Source organism: Polaribacter vadi (assembly GCF_018861005.1).
Classification (GTDB): Bacteria; Bacteroidota; Bacteroidia; order Flavobacteriales; family Flavobacteriaceae; genus Polaribacter; species Polaribacter vadi_A.
The window spans coordinates 17435-39123 of the sequence record NZ_JAHKQL010000022.1; the positions used below are offsets into that span (position 1 = coordinate 17435).

Annotated in this window: 18 protein-coding genes; 13 read left to right on the top strand and 5 right to left on the bottom strand. The window is 29.0% G+C overall.

The genetic code is table 11. From position 1 onward, the window contains the following. Positions 1-6: 6 nt before the first annotated feature. The 3 genes from leuD to leuB all read left to right on the top strand — a co-directional run bounded on the left by leuD (position 7) and on the right by leuB (position 3395). Positions 7-606 (top strand): 3-isopropylmalate dehydratase small subunit, encoded by a 600-nt coding sequence (gene leuD / locus KO506_RS10840; RefSeq protein ID WP_215994933.1) that lies wholly within the window; start codon positions 7-9, stop codon positions 604-606. 101 nt (positions 607-707) lie between these two features. Next, complete coding sequence (locus tag KO506_RS10845; protein WP_215994934.1) at positions 708-2228, top strand: alpha-isopropylmalate synthase regulatory domain-containing protein; 1521 nt, start codon at positions 708-710, stop codon at positions 2226-2228. Between the two features lie 111 nt (positions 2229-2339). Next, entirely contained in the window at positions 2340-3395 is a 1056-nt protein-coding gene (gene leuB / locus KO506_RS10850) for a 3-isopropylmalate dehydrogenase (RefSeq protein WP_215994935.1), read from the top strand. Between the two features lie 104 nt (positions 3396-3499). Here the strand turns inward: leuB and KO506_RS10855 are convergent, their stop codons facing one another. The 4 genes from KO506_RS10855 to KO506_RS10870 all read right to left on the bottom strand — a co-directional run bounded on the left by KO506_RS10855 (position 3500) and on the right by KO506_RS10870 (position 7099). Continuing rightward, on the bottom strand, positions 3500-4552 hold the full coding sequence (locus tag KO506_RS10855; protein WP_215994936.1) for a M28 family metallopeptidase: 1053 nt from the start codon (positions 4550-4552) through the stop codon (positions 3500-3502). A gap of 71 nt (positions 4553-4623) precedes the next feature. Then, positions 4624-5421 (bottom strand): ABC transporter ATP-binding protein, encoded by a 798-nt coding sequence (locus KO506_RS10860; protein WP_215995107.1) that lies wholly within the window; start codon positions 5419-5421, stop codon positions 4624-4626. A gap of 36 nt (positions 5422-5457) precedes the next feature. Then, the gene (locus KO506_RS10865) at positions 5458-6486 is read right to left on the bottom strand and encodes a FecCD family ABC transporter permease (protein ID WP_215994937.1); all 1029 of its coding nucleotides are present in this window, start codon (positions 6484-6486) and stop codon (positions 5458-5460) included. A 31-nt stretch (positions 6487-6517) separates the two neighbouring features. Further along, entirely contained in the window at positions 6518-7099 is a 582-nt protein-coding gene (locus KO506_RS10870; RefSeq protein ID WP_215994938.1) for a non-canonical purine NTP diphosphatase, read from the bottom strand. 486 nt (positions 7100-7585) lie between these two features. Between KO506_RS10870 and KO506_RS10875 the strand changes: the two genes are divergently transcribed. Continuing rightward, complete coding sequence (locus KO506_RS10875; protein WP_252726845.1) at positions 7586-8704, top strand: helix-turn-helix domain-containing protein; 1119 nt, start codon at positions 7586-7588, stop codon at positions 8702-8704. A gap of 5 nt (positions 8705-8709) precedes the next feature. On the opposite strand, the gene rlmH is transcribed toward KO506_RS10875, so the two are convergent. Continuing rightward, a complete protein-coding gene (gene rlmH / locus KO506_RS10880; RefSeq protein WP_215994939.1) occupies positions 8710-9183 on the bottom strand; it encodes a 23S rRNA (pseudouridine(1915)-N(3))-methyltransferase RlmH in 474 nt (157 codons plus the stop codon). Positions 9184-9355: 172 nt separating this feature from the next. Here rlmH and nadC point away from each other — a divergent pair, with 172 nt between their 5' ends. The 9 genes from nadC (at position 9356) to KO506_RS10925 (ending at position 21650) form a co-directional block, all read left to right on the top strand. Beyond that, positions 9356-10213 (top strand): carboxylating nicotinate-nucleotide diphosphorylase, encoded by an 858-nt coding sequence (nadC, locus tag KO506_RS10885; protein ID WP_215994940.1) that lies wholly within the window; start codon positions 9356-9358, stop codon positions 10211-10213. A gap of 45 nt (positions 10214-10258) precedes the next feature. Continuing rightward, positions 10259-10831: a pentapeptide repeat-containing protein gene (locus KO506_RS10890; protein ID WP_215994941.1), complete on the top strand. Its 573-nt coding sequence runs from the start codon at positions 10259-10261 to the stop codon at positions 10829-10831. A 66-nt stretch (positions 10832-10897) separates the two neighbouring features. Beyond that, a complete protein-coding gene (locus tag KO506_RS10895; protein ID WP_215994942.1) occupies positions 10898-11845 on the top strand; it encodes a YihY/virulence factor BrkB family protein in 948 nt (315 codons plus the stop codon). 112 nt (positions 11846-11957) lie between these two features. Then, on the top strand, positions 11958-13322 hold the full coding sequence (gene hisS, locus KO506_RS10900; protein ID WP_215994943.1) for a histidine--tRNA ligase: 1365 nt from the start codon (positions 11958-11960) through the stop codon (positions 13320-13322). A gap of 175 nt (positions 13323-13497) precedes the next feature. Then, positions 13498-14187: a GTP cyclohydrolase I FolE gene (gene folE, locus KO506_RS10905; RefSeq protein ID WP_215994944.1), complete on the top strand. Its 690-nt coding sequence runs from the start codon at positions 13498-13500 to the stop codon at positions 14185-14187. A 309-nt stretch (positions 14188-14496) separates the two neighbouring features. Beyond that, positions 14497-19251 carry a glycosyl hydrolase gene (locus KO506_RS10910; protein ID WP_215994945.1) on the top strand — a complete coding sequence of 1585 codons (4755 nt, stop codon included), beginning with the start codon at positions 14497-14499 and terminating at the stop codon, positions 19249-19251. 244 nt (positions 19252-19495) lie between these two features. Beyond that, on the top strand, positions 19496-20017 hold the full coding sequence (locus KO506_RS10915; RefSeq protein ID WP_215994946.1) for an RNA polymerase sigma factor: 522 nt from the start codon (positions 19496-19498) through the stop codon (positions 20015-20017). Positions 20018-20023: 6 nt separating this feature from the next. Further along, a complete protein-coding gene (locus tag KO506_RS10920) occupies positions 20024-20635 on the top strand; it encodes a HEAT repeat domain-containing protein (protein WP_215994947.1) in 612 nt (203 codons plus the stop codon). Positions 20636-20639: 4 nt separating this feature from the next. After that, positions 20640-21650 (top strand): hypothetical protein, encoded by a 1011-nt coding sequence (locus KO506_RS10925; protein WP_215994948.1) that lies wholly within the window; start codon positions 20640-20642, stop codon positions 21648-21650. Positions 21651-21689 lie beyond the last annotated feature (39 nt).

Genomic DNA, 21689 nt, shown 5'->3' on the forward strand with positions numbered 1-21689 from the left:
AATACAATGGCATACGATAAATTTGACGTACTAACGAGTACTGCATATCCTTTACCTACAGAAAATGTAGATACAGATCAAATAATTCCTGCTCGTTTCTTAAAAGCAACTGAGCGTAAAGATTTTGATATCAACTTTTTCCGTGATTGGAGATTTGAACAAGATGGAACACCAAAAGCAGATTTTCCTTTAAATAAAGAGATTTATGCAGGTTCTAAAATTTTAGTTGGAGGTAGAAACTTTGGTTCTGGTTCTTCTAGAGAACATGCAGCTTGGTCTGTGTACGATTTTGGATTACGTTGTGTAATTTCATCAGCATTTGCAGATATCTTTAAAAATAACTGTTTAAATGTTGGGGTTTTACCTGTACAAGTTTCAGCTGAATTTGCAGATACTTTATTTGCTGCAATTATGGCAGATCCTAAAGCAGAAATTAAAGTAGATTTACCCAACCAAAGGGTAACTTTAGTTGCAACTGGGGAGTCTGAATCTTTTGTAATTAATACATACAAAAAAGACAATATGTTAAATGGTTTTGATGATATCGATTTTTTAAAAAATATCGAAAACGAAATTTCTGCATTCGCAGAAACAAGACCATTTTAATAAAATAGTTTTCTATTAAAAATGTCATTCTGAGTAAAGTAATAACGAAATAGAGGAAACTATAAAACAATAAAAAGAATCTTTTTTTCAAGTTGATATAAATGACAAAGAGAACAATAGAAATAATGGATACGACACTGCGTGATGGAGAACAAACATCAGGAGTGTCGTTTTCAGTTTCAGAGAAATTAACAATTGCCAAATTACTTTTAGAAGAACTAAAAGTAGATCGTATAGAAATTGCGTCTGCCAGAGTTTCTGAAGGTGAGTTAGAAGCTGTTAAAAAAATTACTTCTTGGGCAGATTCAGAAAACCTTTTAGATAAAATAGAAGTGTTAACTTTTGTTGATGGAGGAAAATCTATAGATTGGATGATTGCTTCTGGTGCAAAAGTTCAGAATTTACTAACCAAAGGTTCTTTAAATCATTTAACACATCAACTTAAAAAAACACCACAACAACATTTTGCAGATATAAAAGCAACAATTGAGTTGGCTGCAAAGCATAACATAAAAACCAATGTGTATTTAGAAGATTGGTCTAATGGAATGCGAACTTCTAAAGAATACGTTTTTGAATATTTAGATTTCTTAGTAAATCAAAATGTAGAACGAATTTTATTACCTGATACTTTAGGTGTGTTAACGCATGATGAAACTTTTAGTTTTATAAATGAAGTTCGAGAAAAATACCCAACTGCTCATTTCGATTTTCATGGTCATAATGATTACGATTTAGGAGTTGCTAATGTTATGGAGGCTGTTAAAGCAGGTGTAAATGGTTTGCATTTAACCATAAATGGGATGGGTGAACGTGCAGGAAATGCACCTATGGCTAGTGTAATTGCAGTAATTAATGATTTTTTAGAGGATGTAAAAATCAACACTAACGAAAAAGCATTAAATAAAGTAAGTAAGTTAGTAGAAACTTTTTCTGGGTTTCGTATTCCTGTAAATAAGCCAGTAGTTGGTGCTAATGTTTTTACACAAACTGCAGGAATTCATGCAGATGGAGATAATAAAAACAATCTTTATTTTAACGATTTAATGCCAGAACGTTTTGGAAGAAAACGTAAATATGCTTTAGGTAAAACTTCAGGAAAAGCAAATATTCAGAAAAATTTACAAGATTTAGGTTTAAGTTTAAATGACGAAGAACTTAAAAAAGTTACCCAAAGAATTATAGAATTAGGAGATAAAAAAGAGGTCGTTTCTCAGGATGATTTACCATACATTATTTCTGATGTTTTAGACAGTGATACTATAGAAAAAAGAATTGTTGTAGAAAACTATGTTTTAGGGCATGCAAAAGGAATGAAACCTTCTACAACTTTACAATTAAAAGTAGAAGGTATTCAATACGAAGCACACGCACAAGGAGATGGACAGTTTGATGCTTTTATGAATGCTTTGCGTAAGTTATACAAAACACACAGTAAAAAAGATCTGCCAGGTTTAATAGATTATGCAGTAAGAATTCCTCCAGGAAGCCATTCTGATGCTTTATGTGAAACTATTATTACTTGGAAAGGAGAAAAGAAAGAATTTATAACTCGTGGTTTAGATTCAGATCAAACAGTATCTGCAATTAAAGCTACAGAGAAAATGTTGAATATTATATAAAAAGCTATTTGCTATTAGCCTTTCGCTAAAATAAAAATATTAATTGAAATAAATAATTAGCTGTTTTTTAAGCAAAATTGCTAAAAGCAAACAGCCAAAAGCGTAAAAACAATGAAATTAAACATCGCATTATTAGCAGGAGATGGAATTGGTCCAGAAGTAATAGACCAAGCAGTAAAAGTATCTGATGCAATTGCAAAAAAATTCAATCACGAAATCAATTGGAAACCAGCTTTAACAGGAGCTGCTGCCATTGATGTAGTTGGAGAACCTTATCCAGATGAAACACATGAAATTTGTGTAGCTTCTGATGCTGTTTTATTTGGTGCAATTGGGCATCCAAGATTTGATAATGATCCTTCTGCAAAAGTTCGTCCAGAACAAGGATTATTAAAAATGCGTAAGAAATTAGGTTTATTTGCAAACGTAAGACCAACGTTTACGTTTCCTTCTTTGTTAGATAAATCTCCTTTAAAAAGAGAACGAATTGAAGGTACTGATTTGGTATTTTTACGTGAATTAACTGGTGGAATTTACTTTGGAGAAAAAGGTAGAAGAGATGAAGGTGAAACTGCTTTCGATAATTGTGTTTATACAAGAGATGAGGTTAAAAGATTAGCTGTAAAAGGTTTTGAACTTGCAATGACTCGTGGTAAAAAATTATGTTGTGTAGATAAAGCAAACGTTTTAGAAACATCAAGATTATGGAGAGAAACTGTACAAGCTATGGAAAAAGATTATCCAGAAGTTGAGGTTTCTTATGAGTTTGTTGATGCTGTTGCAATGCGTTTAGTACAATGGCCAAATAGTTACGATGTTTTAATTACTGAAAACTTATTTGGAGATATTTTAACTGATGAAGCTTCTGTAATTTCTGGTTCTATGGGATTAATGCCAAGTGCATCTTTAGGTTCTAATATTGGTTTATTTGAACCAATTCACGGTTCTTATCCACAAGCAACAGGATTAAATATTGCAAACCCAATGGCTACAGTTTTATCTGCAGCAATGATGTTCGAAAACTTTGGTTTACAAGAAGAAGGTAAAGCAATTAGAGATGCTGTAAACAATGCTTTAGACAAAGGAATTGTTACAGAAGATTTAGCAGATGGAGGTAAAGCTTATGGAACAAAAGAAGTAGGAGATTGGTTAGCAGAAAACATCTAAACAAATAAATAAGTTCTATATTTAATTTCAAGAACTTTTTAAGTACAAAAAAACCAAGCAATTTAAATTGCTTGGTTTTTTATTTTTAGAAAACAAAAAGTAAATTACTTTGTTTTTTCTTCTTTTTTAACTTCAGCTTTATCAGCTATAATTCTTGTATCTTTATTGGCAACTTCCCAAGCTGTATGAAAAACCAAGCGTGTTCTATTTTCTAATAATTCATAGTTAATTTTGTCTGGTGTGTCAGAAGGTTTGTGGTAATCTGCATGCGTTCCGTTAAAATAAAATATAATCGGCACATTATGTTTTGCAAAGTTGTAATGATCTGACCTGTAGTAAAAACGATTCGGATCTTTCTCATCATTATACTTGTAATCTAAAGAAATGTTTGTGTACTTTGTATTTATTTCTTCTGATAAATTATGCAATTCTGTACTTAACTTATCAGAACCAATTAAATATACATAATTTGGATTTTCTTTATGTCTTTCATCAATTCTACCAATCATATCAATGTTTAAATCGCAAACTGTATTTGCAATAGGAAAAATTGGGTTCTCAGTATAATATTTAGAACCTAACAAGCCTTTTTCTTCACCAGTAACGTGTAAAAATAAAATAGAACGTTTTGGACCTTTACCTGCATCTGCAGCCATTTTAAAAGCTTCAGCAATTTCTAAAATAGCAACAGTTCCAGAACCATCATCATCTGCGCCATTATAAACTACTCCATCTTTAACTCCTTCGTGATCTAAGTGTGCAGAAATTACTACAATTTCATTTGGTTTTTCTGTACCTTTTATAAAAGCCAATACATTTTCAGAATCTTTAAATTTTCCACGACGTGTATTTTTGTTAATCCATTCTGCTGGTACTTCTTGAAAATAATCATCACCTCCAATTGGTGAAACTATACCTTTATTTACATAGAAATTCTTTAAATATTCAACTGCTTTTTTCTGTCCAGGTTCTCCAGTTTCTCTTCCTTCAAATTCATCTGAAGCATAAGTAAAAAGGTGAGTTCCTAAGTCTTTGGCAGTAATAGTTTTTGCGTATTTTGCAGCTTGGTCTACATTTGCATCGTCATTAGATGCGTCTTTACTAGAACTACATGCCATAAAAGCAATTGCACTAGCAACGTACAGTATTTTTTTCATCGATTAAAAAATGTGATTAATTTGAATTAAATTGTTACCAAAAGTAATAAAAAGTAACAGCGAAATCAAAATTAAGACTTGTTTATAATAAATTGCTCTAACTTTTTGTTAAAATTAACGATGTCGTTTGGAAACAAATTATCAAAAGCTTCATTTTCTATGAGTTCTGCAGGGGTTCCTGAATGTATTTTGGAATCTGTGAATAAGACAATTTCATCAGCAAATTTAATACACAAATTTACTTCATGAGAAGATAAAATTATCGTTTTAGAAGTCTCTTTGACCAACTTTTTTAGTAAATCAAAAATTTTAATGGTATGATGCAAATCTAAATGAGCTGTAGGTTCATCCAAAATAATAATATCAGTGTCTTGTGCTAAAGCTCTTGCAATTAGTACTCTTTGTAATTGACCATCACTCAGTTCATAAAAAAACTTTTCTTTTAGGTGATCAATTTCTGTCTGATCAATTGCCCAGTTTATTTTTTCTAAGTCATTTTCTGAAAGTTTATCAATCCAATTGGTGTAGGGTTGTCTTCCAAGTGCTATGAGCTCAAAAACCGTAATTTGACTTTCTGGTAAACGTTCAGTTAATACTAAGCTTAAAACTGTAGAAAGCTCTTTATTTGTAAATCTGTCATTTTTTTTTTTGTTGATAAAAACTTCGCCTTTTAAAGCTTTCTGAACTTTAGAAATTGTTCTTAATAAAGTTGATTTACCTATACCATTTTTGCCTAAAACTGCAACCAATTTTCCTTTTTCTATTGCAATATCTATCTTAGAAGCTACAATGTTTTGCACTTTTTTATTTTGATAACCTATGCTTAGATTTTCGGTTTTTAAGATGATATTTTTAAGATGTTTCAAAATTTAAAAGTTTCAAAGATTACTGCTATTGTAAATAGATTATACATAAATCTTCTTTTTTCTAACTAACAACCAAATTACAACAGGAGCCCCAAAAAGTGATGTAATTGCATTAATGGGTAGCGTAAATTCGCTAGTTGGTAATTGAGCAATAGCATCGCAAATTAATAAAATAATAGCTCCCAAAATGGCTACAGCTGGTATTAATATTTTATGATTAGACGTTGTAAAAAACATTCTTGTAATATGAGGTACAGCCAACCCAACAAAAGCAATAGGACCTGAAAAAGCAGTAATAACACCAGTTAATAGGCTAGTAATTAATAGGATAATATTTCTACTTTTTTTAATGTTGATGCCTAAACTTTTTGCATAATTTTCGCCCAATAAAAAACTGTTTAAAGGTTTTATGATTGTTAAAGTTGCAAGAATTCCAATACTATAAATTATAGAAAAAATTAAAATTTCATTCCAACTTAAATTACCTAAACTACCAAAACTCCAAAATAAATATTGTTGAATTTGATCTGCCTCAGAAAAGTAAGCTAAAACACTAATAACTGCAGAAGTTAAGGAGCCAAACATTAAACCAATAATTAAAATAGACATTGTGTTTTTTACTTTATTTGCGGCAATAATTACTGCAGATAACACTAAAAAAGCACCTAAGCTAGCAGTAATTGGCAAAGACCAATTAGATATAGAATTGGTAAATAAAAATCCTCCAAAAACAGACGAACCTAAAATTAAAATAGCAACACCTAAACTTGCTCCAGAAGAAATACCTAATACAAAAGGACCTGCTAACGGATTTCTAAATAAAGTTTGCATTAACAAACCACAAATAGACAACCCAGAACCAACTAAAATTGCAGTTATTGCTTTTGGTAATCTAAAATTTAAAATAATTGTTGTCCAACTTTCTTTGGATGAAATACCACCTAAAAGCGTATTTAAAATATCTTTTAAAGGAATAGAAACTGAACCCAAACTAATATTTACAAAAAACAAGAATATCAGAAATACTGATAATAAGATAAAGTGTTTTGTGTAAGATTTGTTTTTCATTTAAAACTTTTAGGTTTCATCTAATTGAAACCTATTTTTTATAATCAGATAAAAAAGCGACTAATTTCTGAATTGCAATTCCTCTATGAGAAATTTTATTTTTTTCTTCAGAACTCATTTCTGCAAAAGACAACTTGTATCCTTCAGGTTTAAAAATGGGGTCGTAACCAAAACCTTTTTCGCCTTGTTTTTCGGTTAAAATATCACCTTTACAAATGCCTTCAAAAAGAAATTTTTCATCATTTAAATTTAAAGCAACAGCAGTTCTAAATTGTGCTTTTTTATTTTCTTTAGCTTGTAATTCTGATAATAATTTTTGCATATTCTTTTCAGAATTGGAAGGCTCACCAGCAAAACGTGCAGAATAAACTCCAGGTTTTCCATCTAAACTTTCTACTTCTAAACCTGTATCATCAGCAAAACAATTGAAACCAAATTTATTGGTAATATAATCTGCTTTTAATTTGGCATTGCCTTCTAAAGTTGTTTCAGTTTCATCAATTTCATCAAAACAATTTATGTCTTTTAAACTTAATAAGTCAATTGATGTTGGCAGCATTTTTTGAACTTCAGCCAATTTGTTAAGGTTGTTTGTGGCAAAAACTAATTTCATGAAGCGAAAATAATCATTTTAATGGCGTTATAGAAAAATACTTAGTCCAGTTATTTGATTACTTTTAGTAATAAGGTTATTACTTTTTTTAGTTTAAAGTTTATGTTGCGTTATTTAAAATAAAACCTGCCAGTAGTTTTGTTTAATTTAGGTTTTAGAAGTAGATTATTTAAAATCCCCCAATCATAAATAATTAATCTTTTTCCTTTTTTACAAACATTTTAAAACTGACAGGTATATTTATGTGTATTAAGTAGATAATATGCTGTTGTCAAACATATAATAAATAAATAGATTATAGTTCGCTAAAACAGTTGCCTGTTCTTATTTTAGCTAAATCAGTAAGAATTTTAAACAATCAGTAAGATATATTTAAAAAAGAATAATCAATTTTACTACATTTGATTTATAAAATCCCTATTTATTTTGATTGAATCTTTTTTGTTTTTATTTACAGGGATTATTGGAATTGTAACCCTTGCTTTAATGTTAAGATTTTATCGTTCTAATCCTTTTTGTAATTTTTTTTTAATTCTTGCTCTAAGCATAGTTTCTATTCGTTTTTTTATTCATGGTAGTTACAATTTTGGTTTACAAACTGTAATAAAACCAGATAGAGGTTTGTTTTCAATTCTATTTTTATTAATTGTACCTAGTTCTTATTTGTATTATAAAAACTTAACTTTTCAAATTAATACGTTTAATTATAAAGATTTAAAACATTTATTTTTTATTCTCTTCTTATTCTTAATTAACGCAATAGATGTTTTAAAACATAGTTTTATTTTTTATTTTGGACGTTTAACGAACCTTTTTTTAATAACATTTTTTTTAGTTTTTTATCTATCAATAATCTTTAAATTATTGAGTAAGAATATTTGGTTTCAAAAAACAATGCTTTTAAATAATGAGCATTTTAAATTGGTTAAAAACTGGACTATTTATTTTTTTGTAATTCATGTACTTTCTAGTCTTACAGTTTTAATTTCTTTATATATAGAAATTAAAAACGGATCTCTGCCTTCTGGGAAATCAATGGCAGTTTTTTTACTACTTTTTTGGTTATTCATTTTTTTTAAAATTTTAATTTCACCAGAAATTTTATATGGGCTTCCAATTCTCAATAAAACATTATTAAAATTTAATGATTCTTTATTAGAAAATACTGAAATTTTAAAACCAAGAACAGATAATTGGATCTTAGAAACGAAAGCTAAAAAAAGCGACCAAGATCAAAAATTACAAGAAAAAATCACAAAAAATATAAGTAGCTATATTTTAGAGGTTGATAAATTAAGTTCTGAAGATTTAATTTTTAGAAACCAAAAAGCTTCTCAAAGCACAATTGCAGAAAAATTAGGAGTACCAACAAGTCATATTGTGTATTTATTTAAATATCATTCTAAGATTTCTTTTTCAGAATATAGAATGAACAGTAGAATTCAAGATGCAATTCATTTAATAAATCAAAAATTTTTAAGTAATGAAACTTTAGAGTCTTTAGCTTACACAACAGGTTTTTCATCTTACAATCCCTTTTTTAGTGCATTTAAAAAAATAACTACTTATTCTCCTCAAGATTATATTAAAGTAAACAAAATCTAGAGTTTTTATTCATGATGATAAGGTTCATTTTTCAAAATCGTAAAACCTCTGTACAATTGCTCTACAATAAAAAGACGAATCATTTGATGAGAAAAGGTCATTTTTGATAAGGATATTTTTCCTTGTGCTTTTTGGTAAACAGCATCAGAAAAACCATAAGGCCCACCAATTACCAAAACCAATTGTTTTAAACCAGAATTCATTTTCTTTTGTAGGTATTTAGAAAATTCTATGGATGTAAAATGTTTCCCTTTATCATCTAACAAAATTAACTGATCTGTGTTTTGGAGTTTAGAAAGAATTAAATCACCTTCCTTTTCTTTCTGCTGAACTTCGCTTAAATTCTTCACGTTTTTAATATCAGGAATAATTTCGAGTTCAAACTTAATATAATGTTTTAGTCGATTTTTATATTCATCAATCAATTGAATTAATTGTTTGTTATCGGTTTTACCTATGGCTATAAGTTTAATTTTCATAAGTTTTTAGGTTTGTCACTTCGAGTGATTTTCGATTTTATGAGAAAATTGTATCGAGAAGTTTACTATAATTGTTCTCGATACAAATTTATTCGTTTTCACTCATTAAATTCACTCGAACTGACAAAAAGTTAAAAAATCATTCCTATTTTTACATCAGAAATACGAAAAAATGATATCAAAAGAACAATTTCAGAAAGAATTAGACCTCATTATAAAAAACGCAATTAGAGAAGATATAGGAGATGGAGACCATACATCACTTTCTTGTATACCTGCAGATGCTAAGGGTAAAGCAAAATTACTAGTAAAAGACGATGGTATTATTGCTGGTGTTGAGTTTGCTAAACTTGTTTTTAACTATGTTGATGCAGATTTAGAGGTTGAGACTTTTATAAAAGATGGTGAAAAGGTAAAATATGGTGATATTGTTTTTCATGTTGCTGGTAAATCGCAATCAATTTTAATGGCAGAGCGTTTGGTGTTAAATGCTATGCAAAGAATGAGTGCAATTGCAACTAAAACTGCCTTTTTTGCGAATCTTTTAGAAGGTACAAAAACCAAAGTTTTAGATACCAGAAAAACCACTCCAGGAATTAGAGCTTTAGAAAAATGGGCAGTAAAAATTGGTGGTGGAGAAAATCATAGATTTGCTTTGTATGATATGGTTATGATTAAAGATAATCATATTGATTTTGCTGGCGGAATTACAGCAGCCATTACAAAAACAAAAAAATATTTAGCAAAAAAAGGTTTAGATATTAAAATAATTGTAGAGGCAAGAAGTTTGGCAGAAATTGAAGAAATATTATCTGTAGATGGTGTTTATAGAATTTTAATTGATAATTTTAATTACGAAGATACCAGAAAAGCAGTGGCTTTAATTGGTGATACTTGCCTTACAGAATCTTCTGGAGGAATTAATGAAAAAACAATTAGAGAATATGCAGAATGTGGAGTAGATTTTATTTCATCTGGTGCTTTAACGCATTCTGTTTATAACATGGATTTAAGTTTAAAAGCCATTTAAATTCAATTTTTCCTTGTCATTCCTGTCTAGGCAAGAATAATAAATATGATAGACAATTATTTCGATAGCGAAGAATACTCCAAAATTGATTTTACAAAATCAAAAATCAAAAAAGGAGAATATGACAATTGTACATTTATCAATTGTAATTTCGAAAGTATTCACGCATCAAATATTCAGTTTGTAGAATGTGAATTTATCGATTGTAATTTTAGCAATACTATTGTAAAAGACACCGCTTTTAAAGATGCTAATTTTAGCAATTGTAAAATGATTGGCATAAAATTCAATGAATGCGATCCTTTTTTATTGCAATTTTCTTTTAAAGATTGTCAGTTAAATTATGCATCATTTTATCAATTAAAAATTCAGAATACAAAATTTAAAAACTCTAACTTAGAAGAAGCTGATTTTACAGAATCTAATTTAACGAGTTCATTTTTTGATAATTGCGATTTAAAAAATACAATTTTTGATAGAACATCATTAGAAAAAGTAGATTTTAGAACCGCATTTAATTTAAAAATAAATCCAGAAGAAAATAGTCTAAAAGGCGCCAAGTTTAGTAAAGAGAATGTGGCAGGATTGTTATCGAGTTATAAAATATGTATAGAATAACTCAACTTAATAATTATGTAACTTTTAAACTTTGCAACTAATTTATACTTTGTAACTTAAAAAATAATGTCAAGAGAAATAGAAGACAAGCTTAATAAAATACCAATAATAAATTTGTTGGTTAAATTCGGGAAACAAATAAAAATTCCGGGTTTAATTGGTATGTCTTTATACGATCTTTTAGAATTGTACATTATTGGTATTATAGAAGGTGCTTTAACTACAAGAGCAGGAGGAATTGCTTTCAGTTTTTTTATGGCCGTTTTTCCATTTATGCTATTTATTTTAACCCTAATTCCTTACATTCCTATAGAAGGTTTTCAAGAAGGTTTATTCTCATTTATAAAAGATGTTTTGCCTCCACAAACTTTTGATGCTGTAAATTTGGTAATTGGTGATATTATTAACAATCAATATGGAGGTTTACTTTCCTTCGGATTTTTACTATCTATTTTTCTGATGACCAATGGAATTAACGCCATTTTTGGAGGTTTTGAACACTCTTATCATATAACAGAATTCAGGAGTGTTTTTAGCTCATATTTTGTGGCTTTAGGTGTCTCTTTGTTAATTTCAATTTTCTTAATATCAACTGTAATTTTGGTAATATTATACCAGTTTGCATTAACTAAGATTGATGAAATTGGTTGGCTAAATACCTCAGACTTAAACCTATTTTATTATGGAAGAGGTTTACTGTTTGTTTTGATGATTTTTATAATTGTTTCACTACTATTTAGGTATGGAACAAAACAAGGAAAAGAAATTCGGTTTTTCTCTGCAGGCGCTGTTTTAACTACAGTTGTATCTATTTTTACTTTTTATTTATTCGGAATTTACGTTTTAAAATTTGCACAATACAATCAGTTATATGGTTCTATTGGTACACTTTTAATTTTGATGCTTTTTGTTTGGTTAAATTCCATTATTTTGTTGTTGGGTTTTGAGTTAAATGCCTCTTTACACAAGTTAAAAAGGATAAATAAAACCTTTATATCACGTAATAAATTATAAGTTTTTCACGATATTTGCGCTCTTAAATTTACAATTACAAAATCATAATTACGAATTTTTAGGTTTTAGTGATTTGCTCATTAATAAAAATTCATAATTCATAATTATTTATATGAAACCAAGCATTCCAAAAGGAACTAGAGATTTTTCGCCAATAGAAGTTGCCAATCGTACTTACATAATGAACACGATTAAAACTGCTTTTGAAACTTTCGGATTTCAACCAATTGAAACTCCAAGTTTTGAGAATTCATCAACTTTAATGGGGAAATATGGAGAAGAAGGAGATCGCCTGATTTTTAAAATTTTAAATTCTGGGGATTTTCTTAAAAAAGCAGATGAAAAATTATTATCAGAAAAAGAAAGTACAAAAGTAACTGCACAAATTTCTGAAAAAGCATTAAGATACGACCTCACAGTCCCTTTTGCAAGATATGTTGTACAACATCAAAACGAAATCACATTTCCTTTTAAAAGATATCAAGTACAACCAGTTTGGAGAGCAGATAGACCACAAAAAGGACGTTTTAGAGAATTTTTTCAATGTGATGCAGATGTTGTTGGTAGTAAATCTTTATGGCAAGAAGTTGAGTTTATTAAATTATACGATACTGTTTTTAGTAAGTTAGGTTTAGAAAAAACGACGATTAAAATCAACAATAGAAAAATACTTTCTGGTATTGCAGAAGTTATTGGTGCTCAAGATAAGTTAATCGATTTTACTGTAGCTTTAGACAAGTTAGATAAAATTGGTCAAGAAAAAGTAGAAACAGAAATGTTGGCTAAAGGTATTACTCAAGAAGCGATTCAAAAAGTACAACCTTTATTTTCTTTTGATGGTACAAATGAAGAGAATTTAGATGCTTTAGCAGCAATGTTACAATCATCAGAAGAAGGATTAAAAGGAGTAGAAGAGTTACGTTTTGTTATAAATTCAGTTTCTGAATTAGGTTTAACATCTGCTAATTTAGAAGTAGATGTAACTTTAGCAAGAGGATTAAATTATTACACAGGAGCAATTTTTGAAGTGTCTGCTCCAGAAGGTGTAAAAATGGGTTCTATTGGTGGTGGTGGAAGATATGATGATTTAACAGGAATCTTTGGTTTAAAAGATGTTTCTGGAGTTGGTATATCTTTTGGGTTGGATAGAATTTACTTGGTTTTAGAAGAGTTAGGTTTGTTTAAATCTGTTGATTTGCCAAAACCAAAAGTGTTGTTCATCAATTTTGGAGATGCAGAAGCTTTGTATTCTATGAAAGCAATTGCTGAGTTAAGAAAGCAGAATATAAAATCAGAATTATATCCTGATGCTGCAAAAATGAAAAAACAGATGAATTACGCTAACAAACGCGAAATTGAATTTGTTGTTTTGGTAGGTTCTCAAGAAGTAGAAAAACAAGAATATACGTTAAAGAATATGGTTTCTGGTGAGCAAACAAAATGTTCTTTATCAGAATTAATAGAAAAAATAAAATAGCTTTTATAAGCTGAAAATTAGGTTTATAGTATCAATTTAACTTCTAATTTTTAAACTTAGTTTCTATCAGTTTAAGTTGTAGTTATCAAGAATTATTCTGTTATAACGATAATTGATGTAAAATTGATTAAAATACGTTGCAAACACGTAAATTTGCACTTTAATATAGATTGAAATGTTTGAATTAAGCAGCAAAATGAATGACGAAAGAATAAAAGAAATTGGTGAAAATCACATTGGGACATCAGCAAAAACGCCTTTAAGAGCAGATGCTTTTGATATTACTAATGAAGAAAAAATCAATAGAATTCAAGAAAGTGTTAAGGATATTTTAAACACTTTAGGTATGGATTTAACAGACGATAGTTTACAAGGTACACCAAAAAGAGTGGCAAAAGCTTTTGTAAATGAGATATTTATGGGCTTAGATCCTAAAAATATGCCAAAACCATCTACGTTTGATAATAACTACAATTATGGTGAAATGTTAGTAGAAAAAAACATTGTTGTTTATTCTACTTGCGAGCATCATTTATTACCAATTATTGGTAGAGCACACGTTGCTTATATTTCTGATGGTAAAGTTATTGGTTTATCTAAAATGAATAGAATTGTAGAGTATTTTTCTAAAAGACCACAAGTGCAAGAACGTTTAACAATGCAAGTTGTACAAGCAATGCAAGAAGCATTAGGTACAGATAATGTAGCTTGTGTAATTGATGCAAAACATTTATGTGTAAATTCTAGAGGGATTAAAGACATAGAAAGTTCTACAGTTACAGCAGAATTTGGAGGTAAATTTAAAGAAAGTGAAACCAAAAGAGAATTTTTAGATTACTTAAAAATGAACACAGATTTTGATTGATTTATCAGTTATAAGAATTCATAAAATTTTAATATTATAAAATCCGTTTAGAAATTTCTTAACGGATTTTTTTTGCTCTATTTTATTACTTGTATGGCTATTGTATAGCTTTTTTTTATCACCCTTTACACTTGTATTTTTTGATTTTCATTAAAAAATACCTTTTAAATTAAGGTATCTATAATTTTATCCTTTCTTTTTTATAATTCATTTTATTTTATAGATAATTCATTTTTGTAGTGTTTTTGTATTGTTGTGTTTCTGTTTTTGCAATCTTAATAAAGATAGTTTTACATAAAACTCAAAAATATGTATATAAAATTAAGAATTAAATTATTAAAGTTGTTTTTGTTTGTATTTACTACAACTTTATTTTCTCAAACCACACAAGTTGGTAGTGGTAGCTACACAACATCATTTCCAGGAACAGATATTGCTGGTAGAAATGGTTTTCCTTCTGGTTCTCCTCAATTAACTGGTAATGCTTTAGGCAAACCAGTACCAACAAATGATTGGTGGTCTAAGTTAGTAAAAGAAAACCATGCAGATAATTTGTTTAATTATCCTATGACAATGAAAACCATAAATACGGGTTTAATTGTTACATATATACCTTCTGGTGTTATTGGTGATTCTGCTCCTATAGAAGTTGGGTTACAAGGTTTATCAACAGACAAAGCAACTGTTTCAGACTATTCAGATTGGACAGTTACTATGAATTGGAAAGATGATGATAACGAATTAAATGTTACTTCTGGTATTGGAATGCCATTTTTGTATTATGAAAAAGATGCTGATGACGTTGTTCAGATTAAAGTAAATTCTGGATCTACTACAATAAATAATGAACTTTTAATTATTGAAAATGCATCAGATGGTCAAGATTTTGTTTTCTATGCACCAACAGGTAGTTCTTGGTTGCAATCTGGTACTACTTTTACATCTACATTAAATGGAAAAACTTATTGGTCAATGGCTATGTTGCCACAAAACACAAGTAATGTAAGTGCAGTAGCTCAAGATTTAAAAAAATATGCTTTTGTTTTTCCAACAAATACAACTACTGCTTGGTCTTATAATGAAAGTAACTCAAAATTAGCAACTACATTTTCTGTAACTTCAGATGTTAAAGAAGGTACAGAAACTAAAATGTTACTGGGTTTATTGCCTCATCAATGGTATAATACAAGTTCTAATTCGCCAGTACCAAGTGCGTATTCGTACAACTCAGTTAGGGGAGAATTAAAAATGTTAGAAGGTAATAGTTTTACTGTAGAAAATACATTTAAAGGTATTTTGCCAACTATACCTTATTTGGCAAATTACAGTACAGGTTTTAGTCCTGCAGAATTAGATGCTAAAATTTCTCAAATAGAGAATGATGGTTTAGCTACTTGGACAGATTCTTATAACGAAGGTCAGATGTTAAATCGTTTAGTGCAAACTGCTAGAATTGCAGATCAAACAGGTAATATATCTGCAAGAGATAAAATGATTGCTACTGTTAAAGAGCGTTTAGAAGATTGGTTAAGTTTCGAATCTGGTGAAAAAGCATTTTTGTTTTATTATAATGATACTTGGTCTGCAATGTTAGGTTACCCTTCAGGTCATGGACAAGACACAAATATTAACGATCATCATTTTCATTGGGGTTATTTTATCCATGCAGCTGCATTTATGGAACAGTTTGAACCTGGTTGGTCTGTGAAATGGGGAGGAATGATAAATACATTAATAAGTGATGCTGCTTCTTTTGATAGAAATGATACAAAATTCCCTTTTTTAAGAAACTTAAGTCCTTATGCAGGTCATAGCTGGGCTAATGGGTTTGCTAGTTTTCCTCAAGGTAATGATCAAGAGTCTACATCAGAAAGTATGCAGTTTGCTTCTTCTTTAATTCACTGGGGAACAATTACTGAGAATGATGAAATTAGAGATTTAGGAATTTATATTTACACAACAGAACAAACAGCTGTAGAAGAATATTGGTTTGATGTTTATGATAGAAATTTTGCTAGTAGTCAGCAATTTAGTTTGGTTTCTAGAGTTTGGGGTAATTCTTATGATAATGGTACTTTTTGGACATCTGATATTGCAGCTTCTTATGGTATAGAATTGTATCCTATACATGGTGGCTCTTTTTACTTAGGTCACAATCAAGAATATGCACAAAAATTATGGACAGAGATTTCACAAAACACAGGTATTTTAAGTAAAGAAGACAATGATAATTTATGGCATGATACCTATTGGAAATATTTATCCATGTCTAATCCTCAAGAAGCAGTAAATCTTTATAATGCTTACCCAGAAAGAAATTTAAAATTCGGTATTTCTGATGCACAAACCTATCACTGGTTACATTCAGTAAATGCTTTAGGAGTAGTAGACGTATCAATTACAGCTGATTACCCTATTGCTTCTGCTTTTAAACAAAATGGAGAAAACACTTATGTAGCTCACAATTATTCTGATACAGAAATAATAGTCACTTTTTCAGATGGTTTTCAATTAACTGTGCCTGCAAACCAGATGAGAACAAGTAAAGATGTTAATGTTTCTGGTGTTTTAACTTCAGATTTTAAACAAGCTTTCCCTAATGGAAGTGTAAACTTATCAGTAACAGTTTCTGAAAATTCGGTTACTAAAGTCGAGTTTTTTGATGGTGAAATTTCAATTGGTGAAGGCATAACTGCTCCTTTTGAGTTTAAAGCACAAAACTTAACATTAGGGGTACATGGTTTTTATGCAAAAGTTTTTGTGGGGAATGAGTTTAATGTAACAAATAATGTAGAAGTTCAAGTTGGTGAACAAGTTTCTTATGTTGGAAGTCCACATATAATTCCTGGTGAAATTGAGGCTGGTTTTTATGATAAATTTGAAGGGGGAATTGGGCAAAATATAGCCTATGTAGATACTTCTATTGGTAATAATGGAGATTTCAGAACAGAAGAAAATATTGATGCTGCTATTGTAAATGGAGAAGGCGCAACTGTGGGGTGGAATGGAGCAGGAGAGTGGATGGAGTATACTGTAGACGTGCAAACTGCAGGAGTTTACGATTTAAGTTTTAGATATGCTTCTGGTAACGAAAATGGTGGTGGACCATTTTATTTTGAAGTTGATGGCAATAAAATAAGTCCTGATATTTCTGTTGATTATACTTCAGATTGGGATGTTTGGCAAACCAAAAATGTAACAGATATTCAACTGACTAAAGGTGAAAATATTTTACGTTTGTTTATTGAAAATGGTGAGTTTAATTTAGGAAAAATGACCTTTACTTATAAAGAGGCTTTATCATTTGTGCCTCCAATTGCAGATGCAGGAGTAAATGTTTCTGTAGTATTACCAAGTACAACTGCAATTTTAGATGGTTCTGCCAGTAATGATCCTGAAGGAGAAATAATTACATATAATTGGGAGCAAATTTATGGACCATCTTCTATTTCTTTTAATGATAAAACAATAGCATCACCTAGTATTTCTAATTTAATTGAAGGTGTATATAAATGTAAATTAACAGTTAACGATGGCACTTATTCAGCAAATGATGAGGTATTAGTTTTGGTTTCAAGTGGAGGTAATATAAACCCTACAATATCAATAACTTCTCCAAGTAATAATACATCTTTTAAAGAAGGTGAAGATATTACAATCTCTGTAACTGCAACAGATTTAGATGGTACAGTTACTTTAGTCGAATTTTTTAATGGAACTACAAAATTAGGAGAAGACACTTCAGCTCCTTTTAGTTTTAGTTGGATGGAAGCAAGTATTGGAACTCACAAAATTACGGCAATTGCTACAGATAATTTAGGAGCACAAACAATATCCGAAGAAATTAGTGTTGATGTATCTGATGAAAAATCTTGTACAGAAATATCTACAGAAGCTCAACAAGGAGCATTTTCTGAAGGTTATGAAGTTACTTTTGAAACGATTGGTGCAAGTGTAACCATAACTTTTAAATTATTAGATACTGATAAAGTAGGTGTAGTTGCATATTTATGGCAGCAAACACCATTTATCGAATCTGAATTTGATCAAACAGATGGTTTAAGTTTTTCTAAAACAATTAGTGGTTTAACATTAGGAGAAACTATAACTTATGGATGTAAGTTTGCATATTCAGGTGGTTTGTCTGCAACAAAATATTTCGATTATGTTGTTGGTAGCAGCTGTAATGGAAGCTCTTCTGATACTATTGCTCCTGAAAATTTTACAGCATCTTTAGGTGCAATCACTGGAAATTCTGTAGAAATTTTATTAAATGCAACCGACAATTCTGGTAAAGTTGTTTATGAAGTTACTTATAATAACAATACAGTTTCTGAAAATGGCGATTCTGGAGTTCAAAAATCTATTATTATTACAGGTTTAAATCCTGAAACTTTATATTCTTTTAGTATTGCAGCAAAAGACCTTTCAGGTAATGAAGCAGTAAATAATTCTATACAATTACAAGCTACAACTACCTCAGATACTAATTCAGAATGTGCAGGGACTTCTAATGAATCTGTAGAAGGTTCTTTTTCATTAGGTTATAATTATGAGTTTACTACAAACGGAACAGATGTAACTTTTACTTTTGAGTTATTAGATGATGAAAAAGTTGGGGTTGTAGCATTTTTGTGGCAACAATCTCCGTTTTCAGAAACTCAAATGGATTTAGTTTCTGGTAAAAAATTCACCAAAACATTAGGTGGGTTTTCAAATGGACAAACTATAAATTATGCCTGTAAGTTTGCTTTTGCAGGTGGTTTAGCTGTAACTAAATATTTTTCTTACACAGTTGGTAATGTATGTACTTTAAATATAGAAAATAATGTGTTAGCAGAATCTTTAGAGTTTTATCCAAATCCGGTAAAAAGCATCTTAAATGTAAAAGCTATAAAACAGGATATTTCTAAGATCGAAATCTATTCAGTATTAGGTAAAAAAATGAAAGTGTTTACTACCAATCTTACTAAAATTGATGTAGAAGATTTGTCAAGTGGTTTGTATTTGATAAAAGTTTTTGCTGATGATTTAAGTTATACTACAAAATTTATTAAAGAATAAAGTTTAGTAATTATTTAATGAAAAAACCGTTTAGAGATTCTCTAAACGGTTTTTTGTCTTTTATTATTTCTGCTTAATTTGGTATCAGTTTTTCTTTTAGTTAATGAAAATAATTACGTGTAAATAACTTTAAACCTAAGTGTTTACATGAATTACAAATCAACTTTTAAAAAATAATTTTATTTTTTTGCGACACTTTTAAAATTTTTCCGTTCTTAAAGTGTAAACAAGCTTAACCAACCTTTTGAATACTAAACAACTCATAAAACAATGCCAACTGAATAATTATTCAGCACAATTACAAGTGTATAATGCTTATAAAAATATGATGTTTGGTGCTGCTGTTAGAATTTTAAAGAGTAAAGAAGAAGCAGAAGATGTTGTACAAGATTGTTTTATAAAAGGTTTTAAAAAGATACATCAACTTAAAGAAGATGCTAATTTAGGAGCTTGGTTAAAAAGAATTGTGGTTAACAAATCTTTAGATGTTATTAAAGAGAAAAAAAAGATTGTTTGGGTTGATGAAATTTTGACTTTAGAAGATGTTGTAGCAGAAGAAAATGAAGTTACAGATGCTATTTCTATCGATTTTATAAAGAATTGTATACATCAACTTAAAGAAAAATACAGTATTATTTTAACGCTCTATTTAATTGAAGATTATAACCATAGAGAAATTGGTGAGCTTTTAAATATTAAAGAAAGCACAGTCAGAAATCAATATAAAAGAGGAAAACAACAACTTTTATTATTGATAAAAAAATAAAAAAGAATGAAACTTAAAGATTATATACAAGAGCATAATAATGATTTTAACAATGAAACAATGTCTAAAAATGCGGATGTTTCTTTTGAAAAATTATTAAAACAAAAATTGCATCAACCTAAAAAACAAAAGGTTATTTCTATAAAATTTATTTCTATAGCTGCTAGTGTTGTAATTGTTTTTTCTGTTGGATTTTGGTATTTAAATCAAGAAAAAATAGATATAGCACAACAACAGTTAATGGCAAGTTTAGATGCAGAATCTGCAGGAGAACGTTTAGAAGGCGTTTATGCTTTTAATGATGAGTATAAAAAAGAAGATAGAAGAATCATTAATAGATTGATAGAAATTATACATAAAGATGAAAATGCAAATGTAAAAATTGCAACAATAGATGCGCTTTTACAGTTTCCATCTAACGAAAAAATTAGAACAAATTTAATCCAGGCATTAGAAAAAGAAAACAAGCCTTTAGTACAAATAAAATTAATTAAAGCTTTAAGTATTTTAAGAGAAAATCGCGCAAATAAACCTCTTGAAAGAATTATAAATGATGAACAAACTTACCCAATAGTTAAAAATAATGCAACATTAGCTATGGTAGAAATTAAAAAATAAAACAATGAAAACAATAAAAATAGTATTCATTTTCGCTTTGTCAATTCACTTTTTAAAGACAAATGCCCAAGAGAAAACAATAAAATTCAGCAAAGGAACTTTAAAAATTTGTTCTTCTAAAAATTTTCAAATTGAAGGTTATGATGGAACTGAAGTTGTTATAAAAAGTTTGCACATTAAAAGAAATTCTATAAATACTGTTAGTTATAATATTAGTGGTTCTGGTTATCCAGGAACTTATGCTATGCAATCTAATAGTAAAGGGAATAACAGTGTTTCTATTTCTAGAAATAATGCTAGAAATTTAGCAAGGGTTAATGGGTTTCAATCCACAACAGGAAATTCAAATGATTCTGTTATAAAGAACAATATTTTCTTTTTTAATAATGATGGTAATAGAAAAAAAGGTTTGAAGAAGTTAGGTAAGAAAAATGAAAATTCAGACTTAGGTATTTATTTTATTATCGAAAAAAATGGTGATGAATTAGTTTTTAAAGACAATAATGAAGAGCAATTAGTTATGTTGAGTAATGAAAGTTATGTGATAAAAATTCCGAATTCTATTAAATTAAATTGGCAAACCAACAATTGCAAAGATATAGATAATAATAGAGGACAGCATCGTTTTTTTAACTCAAAACCTTCTAGTTTATCAAATTTTAATGGAGAAGTAGAAATTTCATCAACCTTAAATAATACAAAGTTAAAAGATGTTACTGGGCCAGTTTCTATAAATACAATTGGTGGTAATGTTACTATTGAGTTTGATAAAAAGACACCACAAAAATTGTATTCTATCTATTCTAACAACGGATTTATAGATATAACACTACCAACAAATTCAGATATAAAATTAGATGCAACAGGAAGAGAAATTTTTAGTGATATTGATTTTAAAATAGAAGAAGAAACAGAAGAACGAGATTTACAGATTATGAAATTAAAACTGAATAGTGGTAAAGTAAAAATGAAATTGAATGCCAATTTGGGTAATATTTATTTGAGAAAAAAATAAATCAAATTCTTTAAAGAGTAAAAAATCCGTTTAGAAATT

Excerpts from the sequence above, each read along its gene's own strand:
- leuD (WP_215994933.1), top strand. The coding sequence starts at position 7 with ATGGCATACGATAAATTTGACGTACTAACGAGTACTGCATATCCTTTA.
- KO506_RS10845 (WP_215994934.1), top strand. The coding sequence starts at position 708 with ATGACAAAGAGAACAATAGAAATAATGGATACGACACTGCGTGATGGA.
- leuB (WP_215994935.1), top strand. The coding sequence starts at position 2,340 with ATGAAATTAAACATCGCATTATTAGCAGGAGATGGAATTGGTCCAGAA.
- KO506_RS10855 (WP_215994936.1), bottom strand. The coding sequence starts at position 4,552 with ATGAAAAAAATACTGTACGTTGCTAGTGCAATTGCTTTTATGGCATGT.
- KO506_RS10865 (WP_215994937.1), bottom strand. The coding sequence starts at position 6,486 with ATGAAAAACAAATCTTACACAAAACACTTTATCTTATTATCAGTATTT.
- KO506_RS10870 (WP_215994938.1), bottom strand. The coding sequence starts at position 7,099 with ATGAAATTAGTTTTTGCCACAAACAACCTTAACAAATTGGCTGAAGTT.
- KO506_RS10875 (WP_252726845.1), top strand. The coding sequence starts at position 7,586 with ATGTTAAGATTTTATCGTTCTAATCCTTTTTGTAATTTTTTTTTAATT.
- rlmH (WP_215994939.1), bottom strand. The coding sequence starts at position 9,183 with ATGAAAATTAAACTTATAGCCATAGGTAAAACCGATAACAAACAATTA.
- nadC (WP_215994940.1), top strand. The coding sequence starts at position 9,356 with ATGATATCAAAAGAACAATTTCAGAAAGAATTAGACCTCATTATAAAA.
- KO506_RS10890 (WP_215994941.1), top strand. The coding sequence starts at position 10,259 with ATGATAGACAATTATTTCGATAGCGAAGAATACTCCAAAATTGATTTT.
- KO506_RS10895 (WP_215994942.1), top strand. The coding sequence starts at position 10,898 with ATGTCAAGAGAAATAGAAGACAAGCTTAATAAAATACCAATAATAAAT.
- hisS (WP_215994943.1), top strand. The coding sequence starts at position 11,958 with ATGAAACCAAGCATTCCAAAAGGAACTAGAGATTTTTCGCCAATAGAA.
- folE (WP_215994944.1), top strand. The coding sequence starts at position 13,498 with ATGTTTGAATTAAGCAGCAAAATGAATGACGAAAGAATAAAAGAAATT.
- KO506_RS10910 (WP_215994945.1), top strand. The coding sequence starts at position 14,497 with ATGTATATAAAATTAAGAATTAAATTATTAAAGTTGTTTTTGTTTGTA.
- KO506_RS10920 (WP_215994947.1), top strand. The coding sequence starts at position 20,024 with ATGAAACTTAAAGATTATATACAAGAGCATAATAATGATTTTAACAAT.
- KO506_RS10925 (WP_215994948.1), top strand. The coding sequence starts at position 20,640 with ATGAAAACAATAAAAATAGTATTCATTTTCGCTTTGTCAATTCACTTT.